26 protein-coding genes and 1 pseudogene are annotated in these 24,700 nt (G+C 64.2%); 16 read left to right on the top strand and 11 right to left on the bottom strand.

The genetic code is table 11. From position 1 onward, the window contains the following. Position 1 precedes the first annotated feature (1 nt). Positions 2–826, bottom strand: a complete 825-nt coding sequence (locus tag LJF34_RS07965) for an amidohydrolase family protein (protein WP_231184358.1) — start codon at positions 824–826, stop codon at positions 2–4. A gap of 147 nt (positions 827–973) precedes the next feature. Here LJF34_RS07965 and thsA point away from each other — a divergent pair, with 147 nt between their 5' ends. The 3 genes from thsA to LJF34_RS07950 all read left to right on the top strand — a co-directional run bounded on the left by thsA (position 974) and on the right by LJF34_RS07950 (position 3,349). Next, positions 974–2,536, top strand: coding sequence for a thermosome subunit alpha (thsA, locus tag LJF34_RS07960; RefSeq protein WP_231185052.1), 1,563 nt, complete (start codon positions 974–976; stop codon positions 2,534–2,536). A 113-nt stretch (positions 2,537–2,649) separates the two neighbouring features. Continuing rightward, on the top strand, positions 2,650–2,913 hold the full coding sequence (locus LJF34_RS07955; protein WP_231184357.1) for a hypothetical protein: 264 nt from the start codon (positions 2,650–2,652) through the stop codon (positions 2,911–2,913). 43 nt (positions 2,914–2,956) lie between these two features. Then, positions 2,957–3,349: a hypothetical protein gene (locus LJF34_RS07950; protein ID WP_231184356.1), complete on the top strand. Its 393-nt coding sequence runs from the start codon at positions 2,957–2,959 to the stop codon at positions 3,347–3,349. A 37-nt stretch (positions 3,350–3,386) separates the two neighbouring features. Here LJF34_RS07950 and LJF34_RS07945 read toward each other — a convergent pair whose 3' ends face one another. Then, entirely contained in the window at positions 3,387–4,361 is a 975-nt protein-coding gene (locus LJF34_RS07945) for a transcription initiation factor IIB (RefSeq protein WP_231184354.1), read from the bottom strand. 277 nt (positions 4,362–4,638) lie between these two features. Here LJF34_RS07945 and gatC point away from each other — a divergent pair, with 277 nt between their 5' ends. The 5 genes and pseudogenes from gatC to LJF34_RS07920 all read left to right on the top strand — a co-directional run bounded on the left by gatC (position 4,639) and on the right by LJF34_RS07920 (position 7,695). Further along, positions 4,639–4,917 carry an Asp-tRNA(Asn)/Glu-tRNA(Gln) amidotransferase subunit GatC gene (gatC, locus tag LJF34_RS07940; RefSeq protein WP_231184353.1) on the top strand — a complete coding sequence of 93 codons (279 nt, stop codon included), beginning with the start codon at positions 4,639–4,641 and terminating at the stop codon, positions 4,915–4,917. Next, entirely contained in the window at positions 4,914–6,182 is a 1,269-nt protein-coding gene (gene gatA / locus LJF34_RS07935) for an Asp-tRNA(Asn)/Glu-tRNA(Gln) amidotransferase subunit GatA (protein ID WP_231184352.1), read from the top strand. Before gatC ends, gatA begins: the two co-directional genes overlap by 4 nt. Before the next feature lie 213 nt (positions 6,183–6,395). After that, positions 6,396–6,713, top strand: a complete 318-nt coding sequence (locus tag LJF34_RS07930; protein ID WP_231184351.1) for a cupin domain-containing protein — start codon at positions 6,396–6,398, stop codon at positions 6,711–6,713. An 80-nt stretch (positions 6,714–6,793) separates the two neighbouring features. After that, positions 6,794–6,940 (top strand): annotated as a pseudogene (locus LJF34_RS07925) (amidase family protein); the annotation flags it as partial. 89 nt (positions 6,941–7,029) lie between these two features. Next, entirely contained in the window at positions 7,030–7,695 is a 666-nt protein-coding gene (locus LJF34_RS07920) for a bacterio-opsin activator domain-containing protein (protein ID WP_231184350.1), read from the top strand. A gap of 11 nt (positions 7,696–7,706) precedes the next feature. On the opposite strand, the gene LJF34_RS07915 is transcribed toward LJF34_RS07920, so the two are convergent. Then, entirely contained in the window at positions 7,707–8,057 is a 351-nt protein-coding gene (locus tag LJF34_RS07915) for a MarR family transcriptional regulator (protein WP_231184349.1), read from the bottom strand. A 25-nt stretch (positions 8,058–8,082) separates the two neighbouring features. Further along, positions 8,083–8,784, bottom strand: a complete 702-nt coding sequence (locus LJF34_RS07910) for an NRDE family protein (RefSeq protein WP_231184348.1) — start codon at positions 8,782–8,784, stop codon at positions 8,083–8,085. Between the two features lie 90 nt (positions 8,785–8,874). On the opposite strand from LJF34_RS07910, the gene LJF34_RS07905 reads away from it, so the two are divergent. Beyond that, positions 8,875–9,486 carry a CHRD domain-containing protein gene (locus tag LJF34_RS07905; RefSeq protein WP_231184346.1) on the top strand — a complete coding sequence of 204 codons (612 nt, stop codon included), beginning with the start codon at positions 8,875–8,877 and terminating at the stop codon, positions 9,484–9,486. Between the two features lie 29 nt (positions 9,487–9,515). On the opposite strand, the gene menE is transcribed toward LJF34_RS07905, so the two are convergent. The 4 genes from menE to LJF34_RS07885 all read right to left on the bottom strand — a co-directional run bounded on the left by menE (position 9,516) and on the right by LJF34_RS07885 (position 13,910). Next, positions 9,516–10,979: an o-succinylbenzoate--CoA ligase gene (menE, locus tag LJF34_RS07900; protein WP_231184344.1), complete on the bottom strand. Its 1,464-nt coding sequence runs from the start codon at positions 10,977–10,979 to the stop codon at positions 9,516–9,518. Continuing rightward, positions 10,976–11,998 carry an o-succinylbenzoate synthase gene (locus LJF34_RS07895; RefSeq protein ID WP_231184343.1) on the bottom strand — a complete coding sequence of 341 codons (1,023 nt, stop codon included), beginning with the start codon at positions 11,996–11,998 and terminating at the stop codon, positions 10,976–10,978. Before LJF34_RS07895 ends, menE begins: the two co-directional genes overlap by 4 nt. Continuing rightward, a complete protein-coding gene (locus LJF34_RS07890; protein ID WP_231184342.1) occupies positions 11,995–12,936 on the bottom strand; it encodes a 1,4-dihydroxy-2-naphthoate polyprenyltransferase in 942 nt (313 codons plus the stop codon). Before LJF34_RS07890 ends, LJF34_RS07895 begins: the two co-directional genes overlap by 4 nt. 590 nt (positions 12,937–13,526) lie before the next feature. Beyond that, complete coding sequence (locus tag LJF34_RS07885) at positions 13,527–13,910, bottom strand: hypothetical protein (protein WP_231184340.1); 384 nt, start codon at positions 13,908–13,910, stop codon at positions 13,527–13,529. A 129-nt stretch (positions 13,911–14,039) separates the two neighbouring features. Here LJF34_RS07885 and LJF34_RS07880 point away from each other — a divergent pair, with 129 nt between their 5' ends. Both LJF34_RS07880 and LJF34_RS07875 read left to right on the top strand, forming a co-directional pair. Beyond that, entirely contained in the window at positions 14,040–14,798 is a 759-nt protein-coding gene (locus tag LJF34_RS07880; RefSeq protein WP_231184338.1) for a DNA-directed RNA polymerase subunit epsilon, read from the top strand. Positions 14,799–15,232: 434 nt separating this feature from the next. Beyond that, positions 15,233–15,730, top strand: coding sequence for a GNAT family N-acetyltransferase (locus LJF34_RS07875; RefSeq protein WP_231184337.1), 498 nt, complete (start codon positions 15,233–15,235; stop codon positions 15,728–15,730). A gap of 3 nt (positions 15,731–15,733) precedes the next feature. On the opposite strand, the gene LJF34_RS07870 is transcribed toward LJF34_RS07875, so the two are convergent. Both LJF34_RS07870 and LJF34_RS07865 read right to left on the bottom strand, forming a co-directional pair. After that, the gene (locus LJF34_RS07870) at positions 15,734–16,129 is read right to left on the bottom strand and encodes a hypothetical protein (protein ID WP_231184336.1); all 396 of its coding nucleotides are present in this window, start codon (positions 16,127–16,129) and stop codon (positions 15,734–15,736) included. A gap of 294 nt (positions 16,130–16,423) precedes the next feature. After that, positions 16,424–17,320, bottom strand: coding sequence for a 1,4-dihydroxy-2-naphthoyl-CoA synthase (locus LJF34_RS07865; protein WP_231184335.1), 897 nt, complete (start codon positions 17,318–17,320; stop codon positions 16,424–16,426). 127 nt (positions 17,321–17,447) lie between these two features. Here LJF34_RS07865 and LJF34_RS07860 point away from each other — a divergent pair, with 127 nt between their 5' ends. Further along, entirely contained in the window at positions 17,448–18,605 is a 1,158-nt protein-coding gene (locus LJF34_RS07860) for a pyridoxal phosphate-dependent aminotransferase (protein ID WP_231184333.1), read from the top strand. A 101-nt stretch (positions 18,606–18,706) separates the two neighbouring features. Here LJF34_RS07860 and LJF34_RS07855 read toward each other — a convergent pair whose 3' ends face one another. After that, positions 18,707–19,783, bottom strand: a complete 1,077-nt coding sequence (locus LJF34_RS07855; protein WP_231184332.1) for a tubulin/FtsZ family protein — start codon at positions 19,781–19,783, stop codon at positions 18,707–18,709. A gap of 130 nt (positions 19,784–19,913) precedes the next feature. Between LJF34_RS07855 and LJF34_RS07850 the strand changes: the two genes are divergently transcribed. The 4 genes from LJF34_RS07850 to LJF34_RS07835 are packed head-to-tail and all read left to right on the top strand — an operon-like array spanning position 19,914 to position 24,698. Next, the gene (locus tag LJF34_RS07850; RefSeq protein WP_231184331.1) at positions 19,914–20,399 is read left to right on the top strand and encodes a hypothetical protein; all 486 of its coding nucleotides are present in this window, start codon (positions 19,914–19,916) and stop codon (positions 20,397–20,399) included. After that, positions 20,396–20,926, top strand: coding sequence for a hypothetical protein (locus LJF34_RS07845; protein WP_231184330.1), 531 nt, complete (start codon positions 20,396–20,398; stop codon positions 20,924–20,926). Before LJF34_RS07850 ends, LJF34_RS07845 begins: the two co-directional genes overlap by 4 nt. Positions 20,927–20,952: 26 nt before the next feature. Further along, complete coding sequence (locus tag LJF34_RS07840) at positions 20,953–22,989, top strand: ATPase, T2SS/T4P/T4SS family (RefSeq protein WP_231184329.1); 2,037 nt, start codon at positions 20,953–20,955, stop codon at positions 22,987–22,989. Continuing rightward, on the top strand, positions 22,986–24,698 hold the full coding sequence (locus LJF34_RS07835; RefSeq protein ID WP_231184328.1) for a type II secretion system protein: 1,713 nt from the start codon (positions 22,986–22,988) through the stop codon (positions 24,696–24,698). Before LJF34_RS07840 ends, LJF34_RS07835 begins: the two co-directional genes overlap by 4 nt. Positions 24,699–24,700 lie beyond the last annotated feature (2 nt).

The following is a 24,700-nucleotide window of genomic DNA, read 5'->3' as shown; positions in this document are numbered from 1 at the left end:
GCTACTCCTCGTGGTCGGGCGCGAGGGCTTCGACGACGCGGGACGGGTTGTTGGTGAACACTTTTCGCATGGCGTCCTCGGGAACGTCAAGGGTGAGGATTTCCATCACGGCGACGTTCGGGTGGGCGTTCGGGGCACCGCTTCCGAACAGCACGCGATCGGGGTGTTCCATTATCGCCCGCTCCATCTGCTCCCGATAGCGGACGAAACTGGTGTCGAGGTAGCAGTCGTCGTACGAATCCAGCAGGTCGATGGCGGACGCCATCAGGTCGCGGTTCAGCGGAAATCCGCCGAAGTGCGAGAGGACGACGGGAAACGAACGGTCGAGGAGGATGTCGGCGGCCGCTCGGGGGGTGAACCCTTCCCCGGCGTGAACGAGAACGGGGAGGTTCACCGCCTCCAATCGGGAGAGGACGTCGTCTTCGGGCAGTCCGTCGCACGTCGGGTCGAGTTTGAATCCGTGGAACCGGTCGTCGTAGGCGTACTGCTCGATGTCGTCCGAGGACGTGTGCCACTCCTTCCGACGCGACCTGAAATTCCTGAGTCGCGCCGTGGCGCTTCCGTCGGGGTCACGCGGGCCGTTGATTCGAGCGAAGGCGAAAAACGGGCGCTCCACGCTTCGCCGGGCGACGGCGTTGTTCGCCCGGAGATAGCTGCTTCCCTCCTGCGGGCCGGGAAACACGACCGCGCTGACGACGCCCGCTTGGTGGAGTTCGCGCTCCAGTTTGTCGGGCGAGATGGCCCGTCCACGCGCCGTCACGGACTCCTCGACGGGAAGGCGCGCGTGGACGTCCACCACTCGAAACCGATGCTCCAGTTCCAACATCTGAAATTTTCTCGATTACAGTCGGGCATGTATCTATCGGTCGATGGTCGTATCGGCGTCCCGTCCAGCGAACTGTGTAGAAACGTTTATATAGAACATCAATCATTCGTTATACGTATGTCAGAATCAGGCTTTGGACAGCGACGCATGGGCGGCCGACCGATGTTCATCCTCAGCGAGGGGACGGAGCGAACGCAGGGTCGCGACGCGCAGTCCTCCAACATCTCCGCCGGTAAAGCGGTCAGCGAGGCGGTACGGACCACACTCGGGCCGCGCGGAATGGACAAGATGCTCGTCTCGGACGACGGCGACGTGGTCATCACGAACGACGGGGTCACGATCCTCGACTCGATGGACATCGAGCACCCCGCCGCGCAGATGATCGTCGAAGTCTCCCAGACCCAGGAGGACGAAGTCGGCGACGGCACCACCACGGCCGCCGTGCTCTCCGGGGAACTCCTCGCGAAGGCCGAGAACCTCCTCGACCAGGACGTTCACGCGACCACCATCGTGGAAGGCTACGCCCGCGCCCGTGACATCGCCGTCGAAGCCGTCGACGACCTCTCGCTCGACGTCGACATCGACGACGACCTGCTGAAACAGGTCGCGGAGTCCAGCATGACCGGCAAGGGGACCGGCGACATCACGACCGAGCGCCTCGCCGAAGTCGTCGTCAACGCGGTTCGCGGCGTCGAAAGCGACGAGGGAATCGGCCGCGACGAGATTCGCGTCCTCACCCAGACCGGGTCGAGTTCCAGCGCAACGGAACTCATCGAGGGCATCGTCACCGACGCCGAACCCGCACACAAGAACATGCCGCGCTCCGTCGAGGACGCGACCATCCTCGCCACCGACGGCTCCTTCGGCGTCCGAGAAACCGAAATCGACGCCGAGTACTCCGTCGACAACGTCGACCAACTCACCGCCGCGATGGACGCGGAGGAGAACCAACTCCGCGAACTCGCCGACACCATCGCGGACGCCGGCGTCGACGTCGTCTTTTCCCACTCCTCCATCGAAGACCGCACCGCGGCGTACCTCGCCGAACACGGCATCCTCGCCTTCGACGACGTCGACGACGACGTGACGAGCGCCATCGCCAAGTCCACGGGCGGCAAACGCACGGGCAAGCCGGACGACGTCGACGACGACGAACTCGGCCACGCCGACTCCATCCGCGTCGAGAAGTACGGCGGCGAGGACCTCGTGTTCATCGAGGGTGCCGCCGACGCACAGTCCGTCACCGTCTTCGTCCGCGGCGGAACGGACCACGTGGTCGACGAACTGGAGCGCGCCATCGAGGACGCGCTCGACGTCGTCACCTCCGCCGTCGAAACCGAGAGCGTCGTCCCCGGCGCTGGCGCGATAGAGACCAGCATCGCGGGCCGCGTCCGCGACGAGGCCGCGGGTATCGAAGGCCGCCAGCAACTCGCCGTCGAGGCGTTCGCCGACGCCGTCGAAGTCCTCCCGCGAACCCTCGCGGAGAACACCGGCATGGACCCCATCGACGCGCTCGTGGACCTCCGCGCCGCGAACGACGACGAGGAGGGAAGCGCGGGCGTCATCTCCTCCGGCGAGACCGGGAAAATCGCGAACCCCGTCGAGGAGGGCGTCATCGACCCCGCCGCCGTCAAGCGCGAGGCCGTCGAGAGCGCCACCGAGTCCGCGACGATGATCGTCCGCATCGACGACGTCATCGCCGCCGAGTAAGCGCGTTCGCTCCCGATTTTCGATTCCTTTTACCGTCGTCCGCCTCGACCCTTTTCGACTCGTCCCGAGCGGAAGTAGCAAACCCTAACCCCGCCGGGTGACAATTCCCGGCGATGAGCGACCGCGTTATCTCAAGCCGCCCCGTCTTCCTCGCCACCGCGATAACCATCGTCATCGCCGCCGGAGGCATCGGACTCACCGTCGGCGCGACGGGCCAGAACCGCGGAAAGACGCTCTCGCTGCTCGGCGTCTCGCTGTTCGACATGAGTCCCGTCTCCATGGCCCTGTTCGGAATGGCGCTCACGACGACAGTTCTCGTCCTGTTGTTCGCCCTCGTCTCCTACGCGTCGCGCTTCGACAGCAACAACGTGACGTGAACTGACGGCAGACGAAAAACGGACGAGAGACGTGAACTGACGAATGACGGAAGCAACGGGCGAGAAACGGGGCGACGGACGAACGGCGGATACGAGTGAGGTGAGATGGGCGGCCTGGCACGAGACGGAAACCGTTTTTCCGGTCGGTGAACTTCCCTCCGGTATGGCGACCGGAACCCGTTCACGAACGTCGAAAGCGAAGGCCACGACCGGCGACCTGTTGGCCGTCGCGGCCACGATTCTGCTGGCGAACCTGCCGACCCTCTTCGCGTTCTACGTCATCCTCGACACGTACGACCCGCTGACGACCGACCTGACGTTTCTCCAGTACGCCACGACGACGATGAGCGGCGCGCTCGTCTTCGCCGTTCTCTGGACCGGAATCGTCTTCTTCGCCTACGGTCCGTCGCTGTCGCGGCGATGGAACGACCGCTAGCGGAATACAAAAGGAATAATTCGATGTTCGTGCGGTTTTACGGCGCGATGGTGCCCTCCTCGGCGTCGAGGAGTTCGTGGTATCGGTTGCGAATCGTGACCTCGCTGATGTTCGCCACGTCGCTGACCTCGCTCTGTGTCACCTTCTCGTTGGTCAGGAGCGCGGCGGCGTAGACGGCGGCCGCGGCGAGTCCGACGGGCGATTTGCCGCTGTGAAGGCCCTTCTCGGTCGCCGTGTCGAGCAACGAGCGGGCACGGCGTTCGGTTTCGTCCGAGAGGTCGAGTTCGGAGGCGAAGCGCGGGACGTAGCTCTTCGGGTCGGCGGGTTCGATTTCGAGGCCGAGTTCGCGGGCAATGTAGCGGTAGGTGCGTGCGATTTCGTCCTTCTCGACGCGCGACACGGCCGTCAACTCGTCCAAGCTACGCGGCGTCCGGGCCTGTCGCGCCGCGGCGTACAGCGCGCCGGTCGCGACGCCCTCGATGGAGCGCCCCGGTAGCAGGTCCTCGTCGAGCGCGCGGCGATAGATGACGCTCGCCGTCTCCCGAACGGTGTCCGGCAGGCCGAGCGAACTCGCCATGCGGTCGATTTCGCCCAACGCCTGCTTGAGGTTGCGCTCCTTGCTGTCACGGGTGCGGAAGCGCTCGTTCCACTTGCGCAGGCGCTGCATCTTCTCGCGCTGGCGGGAACCGAGCGAGTTGCCGTAGGCGTCCCTGTCGCGCCAGTCGATGTTGGTCGACAGCCCCTTGTCGTGCATCATGTTCGTCGTCGGCGCACCGACGCGGGATTTCTGTTCGCGTTCGCTCGCGTCGAAGGCGCGCCATTCCGGTCCGCGGTCCACGGCGTCTTCCTCGACGACGAGGCCGCAGTCGTCACACACCCGCTCACCGCGCTCCTCGTCGGTGACGAGCGGGCCGCCACACTCGGGGCACTGCTGTTGCTCGTCGGCTCGCGTTTCGGATCGCTCACCGGTGGTTTCCGTTTCTTCGGTCGGTCGGGTACGTGTATCAGTCATGGCGTACTGTCAGGAGAAGACAGAGGGTCGATGGTGTACTACGAGAGTCGGAGAGTGGAAGTAATCGATAGACATATCTTATAGTACCCATAGCTACTTAACTCCAGTGGGCAAATCGGGAATTTTCTCGGCTCCAAAAACGGCGTATTCATCGTCGAAAGATCGATAATAATGCAGTATTCGATTTTTGCACACTACTCGTAGATTCGCCGTCTTTATGGGTGATTCGGCGGTGAGTATCGAAACCCTTACCGCTCGTCCGAGGGTTCGTCAACACATGAGCGATACGCCTCCCGGACCGGACGAGGTTCGGTACGTCGCACGGTTGGCCCGCGTCGGGGTGTCCGACGAGGAGGCCGAGCGATTCGCCGAACAGTTCGCCGATATCCTCGGCTACTTCGAGACGTTAGACGAGGTGCCCGAGGTCGAGCGTGAAGCCGACCTCGTGAACGTCATGCGCGAGGACGAGGTACGGACCAGCCTCGACCAAGCCGACGCGCTGGAAAACGCACCGGAGACCGAAGACGGCTACTTCAAGGGACCGAACGTCTCATGAGCGGCGATATATTCATCACCGAGGAGACCATCGACGGCGCGGACGACGGTCCGTTGGCCGGAACGACGGTCGCCGTCAAGGACAACATCAGCACCGAGGGCGTCCGAACCACCTGCGGATCGGCCATGTTGGAGGAGTACGTCCCGCCCTACGACGCCACGGTCGTCTCACGGCTGAAGGAGGCCGGCGCGACCATCGTCGGAAAGACCAACATGGACGAGTTCGGCATGGGAACGACGACCGAAACGTCCGCCTTCGGTCCGACGGAGAACCCCGTCGCCGAGGGTCGCGTTCCGGGCGGCTCCTCGGGCGGAAGCGCGGCGGCGGTCGCGGCGGGTGAGGCCACGCTCGCGCTCGGTACCGACACGGGCGGATCGATTCGCTGTCCCGCCGCGTTCTGTGGCGTCGTCGGCATCAAGCCCACCTACGGACTCGTCTCGCGGTACGGCCTGGTCGCCTACGCGAACAGTCTGGAACAGATCGGTCCCATCGCGCCGACCGTCGAGGAAGCCGCGGGATTGCTCGACGTCATCGCCGGACCCGACGACCACGACGCGACGACCCGCGACGAAGGTGCCGACGCGGACTACGCGAGCGCCGCCGACGGCGACGTGGACGGACTCGACATCGGCGTCCCGACCGAACTCGTCGAGGGCGCGGACGACGGCGTCGTCGAGCGATTCCGGGACGCCATGGACGAACTCGAATCGCAGGGTGCGACCGTTCACGAAGTGTCGCTCCCGTCGGTCGAACACGCCGTCGAGGCGTACTACGTCATCGCCATGTCCGAGGCGTCCTCGAACCTCGCGCGCTACGACGGCGTTCGGTATGGCGAGTCCGGCGGCTACGACGGCAACTGGAACGAGACCTTCGCCGGGACGCGCGAGGAGTCCTTCGGCGACGAGGTGAAACGACGCATCCTGCTCGGCACCTATGCCCTCTCGGCGGGCTATCACGACAAGTACTACAAGAAAGCACAGGACGCCCGTGCGTGGCTCAAGGGGGACTTCGATTCGGCGTTCGAGGACGTGGATGTCCTTGCCAGCCCGACCATGCCCACGCCGCCGTTCGAACTCGGCGAGAGTCTGGACGACCCACTGCAGATGTACCTCGCCGACGCGAACACCGTCCCCGTCAACCTCGCCAACCTTCCGGCTATCTCCGTTCCGGCGGGCGAAACCGACGGGCTCCCCGTCGGCGTGCAGTTCATCGGGCCGAAGTTCGGCGAGAAGCGCGTGATTCGAGTCGGGAGCGCGCTGGAGTAACGAACCGTTTCGAGTTTCTGCGGGCGACGGTCGTACTGGTTCGGAGGACGATGAGCAGGGGCTATCGTTTATAAATTGCTTGACGAGTGTCCAGTTTTACGAGGCTATCTGCCGCGTCTCCATCGAACTACACTGTTCGGCGGCAGAATTGATTGGATGGTAAACTAGAAATCATATTATAGTATAAACGACCTATTATCGAGTGCGATTCCGATGATTGTCAAAGCAGAAGACGCGGATTCGAACGAGTTTCAAGGCGTACAGTTCGACGTGCTCGCGGTCGGCGACGAGTCGATGGTGACGAAGATGCACTTCAGAGAAGGCAACGACGTTCCGCCGCACAGCCACGAGAGCGAACAGAGCGGATACGTGATTTCGGGTACGTATCGAATCCACATCGGTGACGACGACGAAATGATAGCTGACGGAGACAGTTATTCGATACCGGGTGGCGTCGAGCACAGTTACGAAATAATCGAATCCGGGGAGATTATCGACGTGTTCTCGCCACCCCGAGAGGATTTTCTGTAAACGATTTGAATGCGGTACTCGACAGCAACCGACCGACGCGCTCGTCTCACGGTAGTGGCTCGTTCCCTCCGCGAACAGCCTCGAACGTCGTCCCCGTCAACCCCGCTAACCTGCCCGCGATTTCGGTTCCGGCGGGCGAAACCGACGGGCTTCCCGTCGGCGGGCAGTTCATCGGGCCGAAGTTCGGCGAGAAGCGCATGATTCGAGTCGGGAGCGCGTTGGAATGACTCCGTTTTTGGCCGCGGAGCGCGCTGAAACCGGTCCGGCAGGGTGACGATGCCAACGGTTATTTCTCCCCTGAAGTTCGATTACACGTATGGCAGGCACCGTCGTCGAAGTCGAGATTCCCGCCGACGAGTTCGCACTCTGGGAGACGCTCACGGAGCACGAAAACCTCGAATTCGAAATCGAACGCGTCGTCGCCCACGAAAACGACCGCGTGATGCCGTTCGTTTGGGCGAGCGGCGGCACTAAGGACACCAAAACGATACTGGAAAACGACAGCAGCGTCGAGAACTTGCAGTTACTCGCCGATTTGGAGGACGAACAGCTCTATCAGATGGAGTGGACGGACCACATCCAGACGCTGATTCACATCCTCGTCGACGAGGAGGCGACCGTTCTCTCCGCGTCCGGCAACAGCAGTCACTGGCACCTTCGAATCCTGTTTCCCGACCGAGACGCGCTATCACAGACGTACGATTACTGCCGGGAAAACGACCTCTCGCTCGATATCCGCAACATCTATCAGTTGGATCAGGGTCGCAAGGGACGGTTCGGCCTCACCGACGACCAACAGGACACGCTGACCCTGGCGTTTCAGAAGGGGTACTACGACATTCCCCGCGAGGCCTCCGCGGAAAACCTCGCGGGCGAACTCGACGTGTCACACCAAGCCGTCTCCGAGCGACTGCGGCGCGGCCATCGAAGCCTCGTGAAAAACACGCTGATTATCGGCCGGGAGACGGACGAAGAGAAATAGCGACGCTGGTTTCACTCCTCGTACGCGAGGTTCATTATCCACTGCGAGAAGGCGTCGCTCTCGGGATCGATCTCCTCCTCCCCGATGAACGGCGAGAGCATGTCGCCGGCCATCAACAGCGAGAATTCGAGGTCCTTCGCGGCGGGCGTGATGAAGTAGGTGTTGTGTCCCTCGTAGACGGTTTCCTGTCGCTTGACGAATCCCATCCGTTCCAACGATTCGACGATTCGGCTTCCTTTCCGCGAGGAGACATCGAGTTGCTTCCAGAAGTCGCTCTGGTGGATGCCGCCGGTCTCGCGAACGAGTTCGAGTCCGTGATACTCGTCCTCGGTGAGGTCTTCCTCGGACGTTGCCGTGCTCATGTTCACTACAGGGACGGGCGGCCGTTTAAATGTGACTTTCCACGTTCTCGTACGACGTCTCACAGGGGGGGCCGTCGGCGAACTCGTAGGCCCCGCTCCCGTCCGCGAACAGGGTCACGATGGACGATGAACGGGTTCCGTACCCGTCGCCGTGGACGCACGCCCCGATGTCGTGGTTTCGGAGGACGTCCTTCGTTTCCGCCCGCCAGTCGACCAGCGACGGCGGGTCGTCCGGGTCCGCTTCCGCGAGCGATAGAATCCGCTTCGATTTGGGGGCCCCTTCGTCGAACCCCCTGTTCACGACGACGTGGACGCCCGGGTCGAACTGCGTCGTTTCGAGCGTTCCGTCCCACTCCAACAGGGTCGCTTCCGTCGAATCCGCGATCACGAGGTTGAACCCGGCGTACGTCCGTTCGGCGACTTCGCTCACGACGAACTCGCGGGCGGACACGGCCGAGTCGTGGGAGAGCGCGTCGCGTACAAGCAGGCCGCGGGAGCGTTCGCCCTCCAGTTCGACCCAACGGTTCGTCACGCCGACGAACAGGCCGCGGTCGTTGTAGCCGACCCACGTGCCGCCCGCCTCCTCGTCCTGCGGGGCGACGACGATCGGATTCCTGTCCAATACTCCGGGACCGCGGGAAGGCCGCCCGAACGCTTCGTCCCGGTTCGCGGCGGCGACGACGGGCGCGTCATCGAACACCCGCCACGCCACGATGAGTGTACACACGCTTACGGGTTGGCGCGGACTCGATAAAAGGCTTCGTCGGCCCCGCCGCTTATGGGGTTTCTCGTGGAGCGGTCCGTGGGGATTTCCACCATGACACACAGACGCGACGTGATAAAGACGGGTGCGACGCTGGGGGTCGGAACGGGCGTTCTCGGAACCGGACTCACGACCGCACAGATGGGCGGCGGTCCGGCGTTCAGCACGGGGCAGATGACGGGCGAGAGCCAGCCGAAACGGGTGAAGACGAACGCCAACGGCGTGGCGATGTTCACGCGGGCGGGCGAAAACGTCCGATTCGTCCTCCTCGTCTCGAAACTGGAGAACGTCACGGAAGCGCACATCCACCGAGGTGCGGAGGGCGAAAGCGGCCCGCCGGTCGTCTGGCTCTATCCGAGTACGACCGCGACGGAGGGACGGCAGTTTTCGGGGCAGTTCGACGGCGTCCTCGCGTCCGGAACGTTCGGCGCGAACGACCTCGTCGGACCGTTGCAGGGGCAATCGCTCTCGGAACTGGCGAGTGCCATCCAGGCCGGCGAGGCATACGTCAACGTCCACACGAAGCAGTATCCCGAGGGGGAAATTCGCGGGCAGCTCACACCCGTCTCGAACGCACGGGCGCGGTTTAAGCAAACTCTCAACGTACGTGCCGAAAACGGACTGAACGTCGGGCGGTCGGTGAGCCTTCAGATCCAGCAGTCGTAGTCCAGATACGGCAGGTGTAGGGTACTCAGCTACCGAAATCGCTCACGAACCGAATCACGGTCCACCGTTCCCGAGGCCGTTCGCGGCAGTTCGGCGACGGTGTCGAGGAGCCGCGGGTGTTTGTATCCGGCGAGTCGCCCGTCGCAGAACTCCCGCACAGAGTCGAGCGTGACCGTGCTTCCGGGGGCCGGCACGACGAGCGCGGCGATTCGCTCGCCCCACTCCTCGTCCTCGACGCCGACGACGGCGACGTCCGCCACGTCGGGGTGGTCACGAAGCACGTCCACGACTTCGCCCGGATGGACGTTCTCGCCGCCGGTGACGATGCGGTCCGAGCGCCGGTTCAGCACCCGGAGGCGGCCACCCTCATCTCGGTAGCCCACGTCGCCGGTCCGCAGGCCGTGTTCGCCGAACGCCTCCTCTGTCGCGGTAGGATTGCCGTAGTACCCCGCCATCACGGTCGGCCCGGAGACGACGAGTTCGCCCGGTTCCCCGGTCGGGACGGGAGAACCGTCCTCGTCGACCACGGCAACGTCCGTGAACAGCAGCGGCCGTCCGACGGTTCCGACGTGTGACGCCGCTTCGTCGGGAGTAGCGGTGGCGATTTGGGAGGCCGTTTCGGTCATGCCGTAGGTGGGACAGACCGGAACGCCGCGCTCCGCACACTCCCGGATGAGGTCGTCGCGGGCGGGCGCACCCCCGAGGAGGACGAACCGAAGCGAGTCCGGGAGGTCGCCCGTATCGAGGAGCCGCCGGAGCATCGTCGGCACGAGCGAGATACCGGTCGGTTCGTACTCCCGGAGGAAGGGGAGCGTCTCCTCGGCGTCGAACCCCCGTTGCAGGACGACGGTCGTTCCGTACAGCGTGGAGCGCAGGAGGGGAGCCAGCCCGCCCATGTGGTACGTCGAGAGACAGAGATGCCAGCGGTCGTCGGGGAGGACGCCGAGGCGGAACGCCGAGGCGGTCGCGCTGGCATACAGGTTTCCCATCGTGAGCGCGACGGCTTTCGGATTCCCGGTCGTTCCCGACGTGAACAGGAACACCTGCGGGTCCTCGCGCGACCAGTCGGCGGACGCGAACGCCGCCGGGTCGCGGTCGGCGAGCGTCGTTTCGGACGAATCGACGGAGACGACGGGAACCTCCCCCATGATTTCGTGCGCGACCGATTCCGTCTCGGCTTCACAGACGAGCGCCGAGAGGTCCGTCACGTCCACCTGTCGTCGGAGTTCCGGGGCGGCGAGACGGACGTTTAGCGGAACGAGCACGCACCCGAGCCGCATCGCGGCGTGGACGAGTACGACTCCGTCCATCCGCGTCTCCATCAGCATTCCGAGGTGGTCGCCCTCCCGAAGTCCCAATCCCGCGAGCTTTCCGGCGGTCTCCTCGACCGACGAGTCGAGTTCCGAGTACGTCCACTCGGTCCCGTCCGTCGCTTCGATGATCGCCGTTCCTTCGGGCGACACGTCGGCCCGATGCGCGAGCCAATCGTTCATGGCGTCCCCCACGTGTCCGCCACGCCGTTCCCCGGTTCCTGCGGGACGCTGACCGTACCGTCCACGAGTCGCGTCCGGTCCGGTCCCAAATCGCGGGCCAACAGCGTTCCGGTGGCGACCCCGCAGGCGGGGCGGTCCGGAATCGCGGCCGCCGCGTGAATCGCCGCCGTCCGAGCGACGACGCCGTCGATGGTCGTCGTGACGACGGGCGTTACGTCCGCAGCACGGGCGCGCTCGGCGACCTCGACGGCCCTGTCCGGGCCGCCGAGTACCATCGGTTTGCAGACGAGCACGTCGACGGCCCCCTCGTCCAGAATCGTTTCGACCGGCGTTTCGATCACCGATTCGTCCGCCGCAACGCCGACCGAGCGGCCGCGGAGGTCGGCGAGTCCATCGATGTCGGCCGAGCGAAGCGGTTGTTCGACGTAGGCGATTCGGAGCGAGTCGAGCCTGTGGAACGCCTCTCGGGCCTGCGCACGCGACCATCCCGCGTTCGCGTCGGCGCGGAGTTCCACGTCCGAACCGACCGAATCCCGAACCGCCCGAAGTCGGGCCACGTCGTCCGTGACCGACCGAGCGCCGACTTTTATCTTCACGCATTCGAACCCCGCATCGACCGCCTCGTTCACCGCCGCCACGGTTTCATCCCGAGGAGCGTCGCCGACGGTGGCGTTCACCGGGACGGATTCGACCTGTTCCGGGCCGCCAAGATGGCGGTACAGCGGTCGCTCGGCCCGTTTCGCGTGGAGGTCCGCCAGCGCGAGCGACAGGCCGTGTCTGGCCGCCGGAGTGGCGTCGAGGCTGGAGAGCGCCGATTCGGGGTCGTCGACGTGCGCGATGGCCGCGCGGCAAGCGGGCAGCGACTCCGTCCACCCCGGAAGCGGCGTCGCCTCGCCGATACCGACTTCGTCACCCTCCTCGACCCGAACGAGGAGCCCCTTTCGGTGCTCGATGGCGCCGTGTGCCGTCTCCAGCGGCGAGGTCAGCGGGAGCGAAAACTCGTGTAACTCCACCTTCATACCATCAGTCCGAGGGCGAAACAGACCGAGTAGGCGGCCAGCAGTTTTCCCGTCTGTTCGAGGGCGGGGTTGAGCGCCTCGCCGGACGTCTTCGTGAGCACCGTCCGTGTGACCATCGCGGCGTAGGGAATCGTCAGGAGCGGCAGGAGGACGGGGAGGTCGAACGTCGGGGTGGTCACGAAGTAGACCGGGACGAGGTAGGCGAGCGCGAGCATGCCGACGTACTCGCCGCGACTCGCCCGATAGCCGATGAGAACCGCGAGCGTCCGCTTGCCGGCTTTCCTGTCGTTTTCCAAGTCGCGGATGTTGTTCACGACGAGGATGTTCGTCGAAATCGCCGCGACCGGAAGGCTCGCGAGGAACGCCTGCATCGTGACGGTGCCCGCCGGAATCCCGAGCGGGAACGGTGCAGAGAGGAGGGCCGCGGCCTGCACGTAGAACGTCCCCATCACGGCGATGACGCCGAAGAAGACGAAGACGAACAGATCGCCCAACCCATTGGACCCGAGCGGGAACGGTCCGCCCGCGTAGGCGATGCCGCTGACGACGCTGGCGAGGCCGATGATGACGATCGGAAGACCGCCGACGTAGACGAGATAGACGCCGACGAGGATGGCGAGCAGGAAGGTTCCGTACATCGCCTGCTTCACCTTGCTCGGGGAGATGAGCCCCGACTGGGTGACACGGGTGAAACCTGTCCGCTCGTCGGTATCGACGCCCTTCACGGCGTCGTAGTAGTCGTTCGCGAAGTTCGTTCCGACCTGGATGAGCGCCGCGCCGACGAACGCGGCGAGGGCGGGGAGCGGAGCGAATTTGCCCTCGTGGAGCGCGAGACCGACGCCGGCGATGACCGGCGCGGCGGCGGCCGGGAGCGTGTGTGGACGGGCCGCCATCAGCCACGCTTTCCGCCGGGAGATTTCGGTGGCCGTATCGTTCATTATCGAGATAGTTCCCGCGAGAGGTGTATAGCATCTACGGTTTCACGAAACGTCGTCGAAGTTTTCTCAAAGCGTCTCGGATTCGAATTCGTTCCCGCGACGGCCGTTTAAGTAATTCTCGTCACAAGGTAGAGATATGGACGGTATGAGGTCGCTTCTACGGAACTCATCGTTCGACAGCAACCACTCAGTTTACCGCTGTACATAACGGTTAGGCACTATCGAAATCCTCGTAAGTCGGTAGAATCCGCTTGATGGAGAGCGGAGGTTTTACTCCTCGAACAACTCGCCGTTCTTGTGTTTCCACAATCCCCCACAGCAAAACCGAATAGAGAGCAATCAGCGCGAGTGCTGAAACTACGTTACCGCCATCCAACCGTAGCAAAATATCGAGAACGGCGAGAGAGGCAAATAGACCGAGCACTCGACCACTGGGCGTCGCCACCTTTCCTCACCAAATGCAGTTTCGGAACAAAGGTGTTGTGCCGATCATGCACGCTCTGTACTCAACAGACGACCAGCAATCACTGAGTGGGAGTTTCAACGATGCCAACGGCCAGTATACCAACAATCCCACGTTCGAGCGTCCGTCAGTCGGCGGACGGCACGTAGCTATCCTGCTCGGACGCGTTCCCGTCGGTCGTTCCGGCCATCTCGACGCCGATGGCTGCCGCCGTGAATGCGACGCCGAGGACGAGGAACCAGAGCGCGATGGTTAGTTTCCCCGACATCGGGAGGTTCATATGAACGCCGAACTGTGACCCGCCCATAGCCACGATGACGAGCAGAGCATTCCATCGGTCGCCCCGTGTCCGCCAGATGTCTCCCTGCCGGAGTATCAGCCACCCCAAGAGCGCGTAGACGCCCCAGATGACCGCCGCCAACTGTACGTCCCAATACCCGTCCACGTACAGGACCGCGACCGGGAGGGAACCGAGGATGACCCCGGCGAGCGCGGCCGTTCGATTCTTCATAGTTATCCTACAATCCCGCGTGAAAAGTATCTTTGCACCGGGAAGAACGTCCGATATCTTGCGAGGGACATGTCAGTGTTCTCTCCCGAGGCACACGTTTAAACTATATCGACCGAGTAGAGGGATGCGATGCGTCAAACTGACGGCGGTTCGCACGTCGTTCATTGGCAGTCCGACGGGCGGAACGTGGGCGACGACGCGCCACCGCAACTCAGCAGGCGGCCGGGGGACGGGACGGTTCGACGGGCCGACTTGCAACGGGATCAGTCGGTACGCCGCTGGGGACCGGTCACGCCGAGCGCGACGGTCATCGGTCGGGCGGACTCGCCCGAATCGGACCTGAGCGAGAACATCCGCCGACTGCACGAGGAGCGCCACTCCGCAATGGCGGGCCACAGCAGTCGAATGCACCAACTCGACAAACTCAGGGTCAGTCACGCGCTCTGTAACGACCTGTCGCTGACGCCGTGGCAACGCGACTGCGTCATCGGCATCATGAGCGAGTTGGATTTGACCGTCTTCGGAAGCCAACGGGCCATCCCGAAGGTGGCGCTGGTCGTCATCCGCCACGTGGTCGACCGGGAGCGCGAACACCATCTCGGGCTCCACGACGACGAGTGGATTCGCCAGCAACCGCCCGAACGACTGACGGAACTCTACGAGACGTTCCAGTCGCTCACCGACGAGGAGCGGTTCGACGAACTCACGGCGAAACACGGCCTCGACATCACGAGTCTGAATCGGCTTCGGCGGGTGCTCAAGGACCAAATCGAGGAGCGGAATCTGGAGTTCGCCGTCCACGGCCGCAACCCCAACCGCGACCCCAATCTACCGAGTTTGACCGACCGATGGGGAGACGCCGTCAGAGAGAATCAAAGCAGTCCGTAATCCGAATTTGCCGACGATAGCCGCCGCTGAGGAATGTGAGCGCTCGTGAGAACCGTCGTCCGACCGTCCATATCTTTACCTTGTGACGAGAACCTCTTAAAGCGACCACGGCTTCCCACGGTTCCCGACGAACTACGACGTTCGTGAGAAGCCATCGGCTACGAAGCAGATTGGTACCCGAAGAACCCGACCGTCGTACCGTCCATAGCTTCACCTTGTCACGAGAACTACTTAAACGAAATCGCGAACTGCCACGCTCTCGAATCGTGGACTCCGGAGAACCGAGAACGCGATTGCTATCGGGGAAGAACATTCAGAGAACCGCCCTCATACCGTCCATATCTCTACCTTATCACGAGAATCACTTAAAGCGAGAACGAACCGTTTCCAGTATTCCGAACGAACTTTTGTATCGACAGTACGACCGCCGTCGTATGAACGATACCGTGGTGGTTCGGGAGACGACGGAGGACGCCGCCGCCGTCCAGCGCGTCGCACGTGCCTCGTGGCACGCCGCCTACGACGACATCATGGGCGCGGAAACGGTCGAGAGGTCCGTCGATTCGTGGTTCGCACCCGAAAACGTCATCGCAGACGTGAACCGCGACGAACGGCCCTTCTTCGTCGCCGAACGCGACGATACGGTGGTCGGGTTCGTCATCGGAATCCCGGACGAGAACCGCGAGGCGGGGTTTCACCTCTACCGAATCTACGTCCACCCCGACCACTGGGGAGTGAGCGTCGGCACGCGATTGCTCGATCGGTTCGAAGCGGAACTGCGGCGGCGGAACGTGACGCGACTGCAACTCTCGGTCATCGGACCGAACGAGAACGCCATCGGCTTCTACGAAGCGCGGGGATTCGAGCGAATCGAGGAGAACTGGGACGACGATTTCGACTGCGAGCGATACGTGTACGCGAAGGAACCCTGACCGCTACCGGCGTCGAATATCGACGTACAGCAGTGCGGTCGTCAGTAGGAATCCGAGGGCGAGAATCGGGAAGACGGGATTGAACGAGGTGCCGCAGTTCGATGCGGTCGTGTCCGCACAGTGGCCCATCGGCCGCATGCCGAACAGCATCACGAGAGCCCCGACGACGACGCCGAGAGCAGCGCCACGACGCGTCCAATCGTCCATAAAGACGCTCCGCGCGAGTTGCACGAGGAAAATCCCGCCCAGAAAGTAGACCGTTACCGGAAGCGAAAGCGGTGGGTTCGCGAACGTGAATTCGGTCCAGAACCACATCGCAACGACGACGAGACAGACTGAAATGCCCGTTGCCGCGACGCCCGGCAGCAGGGTGTTGTTCCCGTTGACTCTCTCGGTCATGTTCGTTTTTCGTGTTGCTCTAGTGAGATATAATCCCTCCGTAGGGTGAAACAGTTGCTTGACCGTCGTCGTGGGCCGAGTTTCCCCCTTTACCACCATACTCCACGAACACGGGCGGTCGGTCACTCACCGCGAGCGAACGAAGTGAGCGAGCGGGCCGACGACCGAGCGGAGCAACGCGAAGCGAGGAAGGAGTGCTTTTGGTCCAGCTTTTACAGGGAACCAACAAGAGCGATGGCGCTCGCCATCGCTCTTGTTGGTGACCGTCGTAAAAGGTGGGTGGTAAACGGTGCGTTAGTAGTGCCACGGATAGTCCGAGAAGTCGGGGTCGCGCTTCTCCACGAAGGCGTCCCGTCCCTCCTGTGCTTCGTCGGTCATGTAGGCGAGTCGGGTGGCTTCCCCGGCGAACACCTGCTGGCCGACGAGGCCGTCGTCTTCGAGGTTGAAGGCGTATTTGAGCATGCGAATCGCGGTCGGACTCTTCCCGTTTATCTCTTCGGCCCAGTCGAGGGCGACTTCCTCCAGTTCCTCGTGCGGGACCGATTCGTTGACCATGCCCATCTCTTCGGCTTCCTCGGCGGAGTACGTCTTGCCGAGGAAGAATATCTCGCGGGCCTTCTTCTGGCCGACCTGTCGTGCGAGGTAGGCCGAACCGAACCCGCCGTCGAAACTCGCCACGTCGGGGTCGGTCTGGAGGAATTCGGCGTGTTCTGCGGAGGCGAGCGTCATGTCGCAGACGACGTGGAGACTGTGGCCGCCGCCGACGGCCCACCCCGGAACGACGCAGATGACGGGTTTCGGAATGTGTCGGATGAGTCGCTGGACTTCGAGGATGTGCAGGCGGCCCACCTCGGACGCATCCTTGCTCTCCTCGTCTTCCCCTTGGTATTCATACCCTTCCCCACCCCGCACGCGCTGGTCGCCGCCGGAGCAGAACGCCCACCCGCCGTCCTTCGGCGACGGTCCGTTTCCGGTCAAAAGCACACAGCCGACGTCCGATTGGCGTTTGGCGTGGTCCAGCGCGCGATACAGTTCGTCCACGGTTCCGGGGCGGAATGCGTTTCGAACTTCCGGGCGGTCGAACGCGATGCGGACCGTTCCTTGGTCCGTCGCGCGGTGGTAGGTGATGTCGCGGAAATCGAAGTCGGGGATTTCCTCCCAACGCTCGGCGTCGAAGAGTTCTGATACCATACCCGAAACTGTCGGTGCGTCGGTCTAATAGATTCCCGTCCGTTCTTCAGGAGTCCGACCCACGCACCCCGGCAAAGAGCGGAGGGACTGCGAAGCTACTTGCTCCGCGGAAACGACGGTCGAAACCATGAAGACATCGGCACGGGCGGACACCTTCGAGCGTTCGGGTATCCGCGTGATGTTCGAACTCGCGGAGGAGCAGGGCGGCGACCTCGTACGATTGGAAGTCGGCGAACCGGACTTCGACACCCCGGGACACGCCATCGACGCGGCGGCACAGGCCGCCCGCGACGGCGAGACGCACTACACCTCAGGGGCAGGGATTCCCGAACTGCGTGAGGCGATCGCCGAACGGATGCGAGACGAGGCCGACGTTCCCGTCGCGCCCGAAGAAGTGACGGTCACGAACGGCGCGATGGAGGCGCTGTCGTTGGCCTTCTCGGCCATCGCGGACCCAGACGAGGAAGTCATCATCCCGACACCAGCGTGGCCGAACTACCGGAATCAGGCCATCCTCGCCGGTGCGAAACCCGTCGAGGTGGCGCTTCCCGCGGACGACGGGTTCGACCTCGACCCGGACCGTATCGTCGAGAATTTGAACGATAACACCGCCGCCGTGATACTGACCACGCCGTCGAACCCCACCGGTCGCATCTACGACGAGGAGGCCGTGAAGGAGGTCGTCGATGCCGCCGCCGAGCACGACACCTACGTCATCGCGGACGAGGTGTACGCCCGCCTGACCTACGACGGCGACCATCGACGCATCGCGTCGTACGCGGATTACGACGGACTGCTGACGGTCGATTCCTGTTCGAAAACGTACGCGATGACGGGGTGGCGAATAGGGTGGCTCGTCGGACCGGAACCCGTCGTCGAAGCCGCCACGAGCCTCGGGGAGAGTACGACCGCCTGTCCGTCGAGCGTCGGCCAGCACGCTGCGCTCGCGGCGATAACCGGCACGCAGGACCCCGTGCGCGAGATGTACGACGCGTTCCGCGAACGCCGCGATTACCTGACCGAGCGCGTTGCCGAGATACCGCACATCTCCTGTCCGCGTCCGGAAGGGGCCTTCTACGCCTTCCTCGACGTGAGCGAACTGGACGGGTCGAGTTTCGACATCGCAGAACGGTTGCTGTCGGATTACGGCGTCGTCACCGCGCCGGGTGCCGCGTTCAGTGCCGCCGGTGAGGGTTTCCTCCGATTGAGCTTCGCCAACGGCATGGACCGCCTCGAACTCGGCCTCGACAGAATCGAACGGATGGTCCGGGACGAACTGGAGTAACGTCCGCCAACGTCCGCCAACCCCCGTCAACGTCCGCCAACGACCGTCGACGATCGTCAACGACTACCGGCGTCCGCCACCATCCGACGCCAAATACCGCCTCAGAACAGGTCGTCGAGTTCGTCGTTGTGGAACATCTCGGCCGGATCCTGCTTGCGCGTTTCCTGTTTGTTCGCTTCCTTCGCGCGCTCCATGAACTCCTGTATCCGCGGCGAACGTTCGACGCCACCGAGGAGGACCAGCGAGGCGAGTCGTTCGCTGTCGAGCGGGAAGTCCCCCCCGCGAACCTGCAGGCTTCCGGTTTCCCCTTCGAGCCATTTACGGGCCTTCTCCACGCCTTTCCGCGGAATCCTGTCCGGGTCGCCGGCGACGACGAGAAGCGCGGAGTCCGCGTCCGTCGCCTTCGGCATGCTGAGGTTGCTCAGAACCGCTTGCCGGGTGTTGCTCGTCACCGTGTTGATGTTCTCGCCGCTCTCCTCGCTGGCACCCGCGCTGGCGTACCCGAGCGCCGCGATACCGCCCGAGCGGAGCGTGTTGATGACCTCGCTCGAATCCACGACGCTCTCACCGACGCCCTCGACCGATTCTCCGGACGCCAGGAGGAGGCCGATGCGCTGGGCTATCTGCTGATTGATGTTCTCGAACGCTTCGCCGACGCTCTGTCCCGTCTCGTGCCACGCGTCGTTGTCGATGAGGAGGGCCGCATCGGACTCGCGGACGACGGTTTTCAACGACCGTCCGGCGTTGGCTTGGTACATCGCCCCCTCGCCTTTACCGGGAAGAATACCGAGCGCGTAGACGGGAATCTCGTAGATTCGCTGGAGTTGGTGAATGATAACCGGCGCGCCGCCGCTCCCGGTACCCCCGCCGAGTCCCGCGACGACGAAGAGGGCGTCCGATCGCGCGGTGATTCGGCCGTCGAGGGCGTTCATCACTTCTCCGGCGTCGTCCTGCATCACTTCAGCGCCGAGTTCGTTGTCTCCGCCAACGCCGTGTCCTTTCACCCGGTCCTGCCCGACGAGAACGGTATCGAGGTCCAGCGACTGGAGGTCAGCTTTCGCGGAGTTGATAGCTAGTGCGCCTTGGACGGCGTTGAAATCCATACTTGCATCGAATTCGACCAATCGCTGGGTGAGTTTCCCACCCGCTTGCCCCACACCAATCAGGACGACTTTCATGGGGAATTGGACTGATTCATGACTTATGAATTTTCCGACGATATTCGATGTAAATTTCTGGAAACGACCCCGACTCGTCGCACCCTCCTTTCAACGAGACTTAAATAGGAAAACGTAACCAACCCCGACGATGGCCGACCTCGAAACGCTTTCGGAACGTGTGTCCGCGCTCGAACGAACCGTAACCGACGGAGAGATTCCGTCGCGACGGGACGACGCGGACCTCCGCAAAACGACAGCGAACCTCGCCGAACGAATGGACGAACTCGAAGCCGAACTGGACGAACTCGACGCCGCAGTGCAGGCCCTTCGCGGCTACGTAGGCAACATCCGTGCCGTCAACGACGACGTCGAACGCCGTGCCGACGCCGCGCTCGCGAAAGCCGAGGCAGCGGAAACGAGCCGTCCCGACCGTTCGAACATGACTTCTCGCCCCCCTTCGAACGGAGGTGAGTCCTCCGGAAACCGGAATCCCGACCGACTACGCTCGGAGACCCCTCCCGAAAAGGGTACTCCCCCGAGTCCGACGTCACCGTACGAACTCCCTCGATGTGACCCCGAGCGCGACGAATCCGACGACCGTTCGCTCACGACGCGTCTCCGTCACCTGCTGTGAGCGTTCGAACCGTCCTCGCCGTCCTACTCGTCGTGGCCATTTGTAGCGTCTCCTACCCCGTCATCGACGGTGCTCGGCGCGACCGCGCGGCGTACCGCGCCGACGCGGAACTGGCCGAGGTCTCACGCTCGATGGTCGACCTCGCGGACGAAACGGCGGTACCGTTCGACGATACCGAACCGGTCGGTGCTCGCAGAACGGTCGCCCTCTCGCTTCCGGCGGAATCCGCGACGACCGGGAAAATCGAGTTCGTCGCGATCGGCGGCGTTCCCGGTTTCCACCGCTGCCCGAAGGACGATTTCGGCGACGTTCTCGCGTACCGCGTCGAAGGCGGGAGGACCCGCGTTCGCCACCTCCCGTTCGACGTTCGCGTGGCGACGAGGAGCGAGACGGGGCGCGAATTGGTCGTTCGACCGGACGAAAAACCGCTCGTCGTCCGCGCTCCTACCCGGCGCGACATCGCACTGTTGTTGGTCGATTACGGTGGAAATCGAACCCTCCTCGTCGTCCCTGCGGCTGAACTTTAAGTCGGAAAACGCGACCACGGTGGTTCATGTGGAACCCACTGTCGAGAGGTCGGTCCCGGGAACGCGACTGCCGATGTGATCCGTCGTTCGACGGCGCGACGCTCGTGGTCGATGCGAACGACTGCCCGGGGCGCGGCGAACTCGCCGAACGTCCCGACTGCCGGGCGACGGTCATCGACGCGCTTGCCGAACGCGACGCGGACCGCATCGTGACGCGTGCGACGGGCGTCGAACGAACCTACGACGGCGACGGCGCGGCGTTTCTCGTCGCCACCGGTCGGTTCGTCGAACGGGTCGCCGCCCACGACCCCGCGCTCGCGGAGCGGGCGCGAACCGACCCGCTCCGCGCCGGAATGGATGCCGTCGGGAGAGCGGGACCCGTTGCCCACGTCGCGGGGGAAACCGGCGTCGCCGAAGGCGTCCATCGGTTCGAGGAGTACTCCACCCTCCTCCGTCCGTTCGTCGGCCCGACCATCGCCCGGTCGCGCGTTTCGCTCCGCCCCCCGGCGAACGCCCGACTGGCCGACCGGTATTCGCTTTCGACCGGCGCGACGGTTCGCCACTACGAGACGGAACGGAACGTGGAGTTCGACCCCGGCGATTTCGACGGTGTAGGGGACAAGAACCAAACCCACGACCCGCACCGGATCTACCACCTCGAACCGGTGGAGTACGACATCGGTCACGAAACGTTCGAGACGCTCGACGCGGCCGCGACGCTCCTCGCAAACGGCGGCGTCTCGGGAGGAAAACGAGCGCCCGGACGTGCCGTGAGAGCAGTCGTCGAGGTGAACACGGAAACGAGAACGGAGACGGACACGGAGGCGAACGTGGACACGCTCACCGGCGTCCTCCGGAAATACACGCAGGGATACGGCGTTCTCTCCGACCTGTTCGCAGACCCGGGCGTTTCCGACGTGTTCGCTACCGCCCCCGTCGCGGGCAATCCGCTTCGCGTGCGGGTCGACGGCGAGGAGATGGAGACGAACGTCCATCTCACGCCCGACGGGGCGGCGTCGCTCGCGTCGCGCTTCCGGCGAACGAGCGGCAGGTCGTTCTCGCGTGCTAGCCCGACGCTCGACGCCGTGACCGAGATTAACGGCACGAGCGTCCGTGTCGCGGGCATCACCGACCCCGTCAGCGACGGCATCGGATTCGCATTCCGCGTCCAATCGGAGGAACGGTGGACACTCCCCGCGCTGGTCGAAAACGGGACGCTCCCGCCGGAGGCGGCGGCCCTCCTTTCGGTGGCCGTCGAACGTTCCGGAACCGGACTCGTCGCCGGACCGCGTGGGGCGGGAAAGACGACGCTCCTCGGTTCGTTGCTGTGGGAACTCCCCACGAGGGTCAGAACCGTCGTCCTCGAAGACACGCCGGAGTTGCCGGTCGAATCGTTGCAGGACGACGGCCGCGACGTGCAGTTGCTTCGGACGACGGCGAGTGACGACGAACCGGGACTCCGCCCGGCGGAGGCGCTTCGGACGGCCCTCAGATTGGGGGACGGTGCGCTCGTCGTCGGGGAAGTCCGCGGCGAGGAGGCGAGCGTGCTGTACGAAGCGATGCGCGTCGGCGCGAGCGGAAACGCCGTCCTCGGGACGATACACGGCGACTGCGGCGACGCGGTGTACGAGCGAGTCGTCACCGACCTCGGCGTCCCGCCTTCCTCGTTCGCGACGACGGAGTTCGTCGTCACGGTCGAATCCTACGAAACGGACGGAACGCACGGAAAGCGGGTGAAGTGCATCGAGGAGGTCGTCACGACCGGGAAGGGTGGAAGCGGAGGAGGGAGTGGAGTGGGAGAAACCGACGACCCCCACTCGATACGGTTCGAACCGCTGTACGAACTCGACGACGGAAAACTCGTCCCGACGGGGCGTGTCGCGCGGGGAAACAGCGTCCTCGTCTCCTCGCTCGCCGAATCGACCGAAACCTACGCCGACGTCCGGGCGGCGCTCGCCGACCGAACGCGAAACATCGAACGACGCGTCGAGAAACACTTTCCCTCGTTTGAAGTCACGACGGAACGACTCGGAAACGGACGAACCGAGCGTGACCCGGCGTGATTTCGAACCGGTTCGAGTCGCTGTGTTCGTACCTCGCCTGGTTCTCCCCGTGGGACGGTTCGACGGACGCGGACATCGACCGCGCTATCGGATTTCTGGACGGTGAAATCGACAGCACGGTGATCACTCGTGGTGCGAACGGTGCGGCGGTTCTCTGGTGTCTCGTCGCGCTCCTCGGCGTGTCCGTGGCACCACGACCGCTCCGCCTCGTAGCCGGGGGCTTTCTGGTCGCGCTCGGCGTCGGCTTCTCCGCGCTGATTCGACGCGTACCCGAACTCCTCGCCGCCGCGAAGCGAACGCAGGCACTCGGCGACGCGCCCGACCTCGCGGCCCGCGCGGTGCTGTGGATGCGAATCGAACCGACGGCGGAGGGAGCCGCGGCGTTCGCGGCGCGAACCGGCGACGGTCCGCTCGCGGCGAGTCTCGGCGACCATGTTCGACGCGCGGCGGGGTCCCCGATGGCTGGCTTGACGACGTTCGCCGCCGAGTGGGACCGATGGAACCCGGCACTTCACCGTTCGATGGTACTCATCGCGGCGGCGAGTGAGACCCCACCGGAGGAGCGAACGCGGACTCTGGATCGGGCGCTCACCGCGATTCTCGACGGGACGCGCGAGCGGATGGCCGAGTTCGTCGGCGAGATTCGCGGCCCGGCGACCGCGCTGTACGCCTTCGGGGTTCTGCTGCCGCTGGCGCTGGTCGCGGTGCTTCCGGCGGCGCGAACGGCGGGACTGCCCATGTCGCCCGCCGCGTTGGTCGTCACCTACGATTTCGTGCTTCCCGCGCTCTTGCTGGGAGCGAGCGTGTGGTTGCTCACTCGTCGGCCGGTTGCATTTCCGCCGCCGGACGTTTCGCGTTCGCATCCCGACGTTCCCGAAAAACGGTGGCCCGCCACAGCGCTCGGCCTCGGCACAAGCGCTGTGGCGCTGATTGCCACGCCCTTCCTGCTTCCCGAATGGACGCGCTGGGTCGCGGGGTTCGGCTGTCTCGTCGGAACCCTCCTCGTGGGATTCACACGTCCGACCGTTCTCGTCAGAAATCGCGTTCGGGCGGTCGAGTCAAACCTCACGGACGCGCTCTATCTCGTCGGTCGGAGAGTGAGGGAGGGACAGGCGGCCGAGGCGGCCATCGTCGCCGCTGCCGACGAACTCACCGGGGAAACCGGTGCCGTCTTCGAGCAGGCGACCGGCGTCCAGCGCCGACTGGGGATGGGCGTCAAGGAGTCGTTTCTCGGCGAGTACGGGTCTCTTTCGACGGTGCCCAGCCCTCGCGCTCGGAGCGCCGTCTCCCTCCTCGCACTTGCCGCCGACGAAGGGCGACCCGCTGGTGGTGCCGTACTCGCGATGGCCGACCACTTGGACGACCTACAGAGCGTCGAACGCGACGCACGGCGTGAACTGTCTCAGGTTACGGAGACGCTTCGACACACGGCGGCGATATTCGGACCACTCGTCTCCGGTGCGACAGTCGCGCTGGCGGGCGGAATGGCGGGAATGGGGAGTTCGTTCGGTAACGCGTTTCCGGTCGATGTACTGGGACTCGCCGTCGGCGCGTACGTCCTCTGTCTTTCCGCCATCGTCACCGCACTCGCGGTCGGGCTCGAACACGGACTCGACCGAACGCTCGTCGGCTATCGCGTCGGTCAATCGGTGCTCTCCGCGACCGCCGTCTATCTCCTCGCGTTCGCGCTCGCGGGATCGTTGACCTGACC

Origin of the sequence: Haladaptatus sp. DYF46, assembly GCF_021083305.1 — an archaeon.
In the GTDB taxonomy this organism is placed as follows: Archaea; Halobacteriota; Halobacteria; order Halobacteriales; family Haladaptataceae; genus Haladaptatus.
The sequence above is the reverse complement of the archived record's forward strand: the minus strand, read 5'-3'. Positions and strand labels throughout refer to the sequence as shown.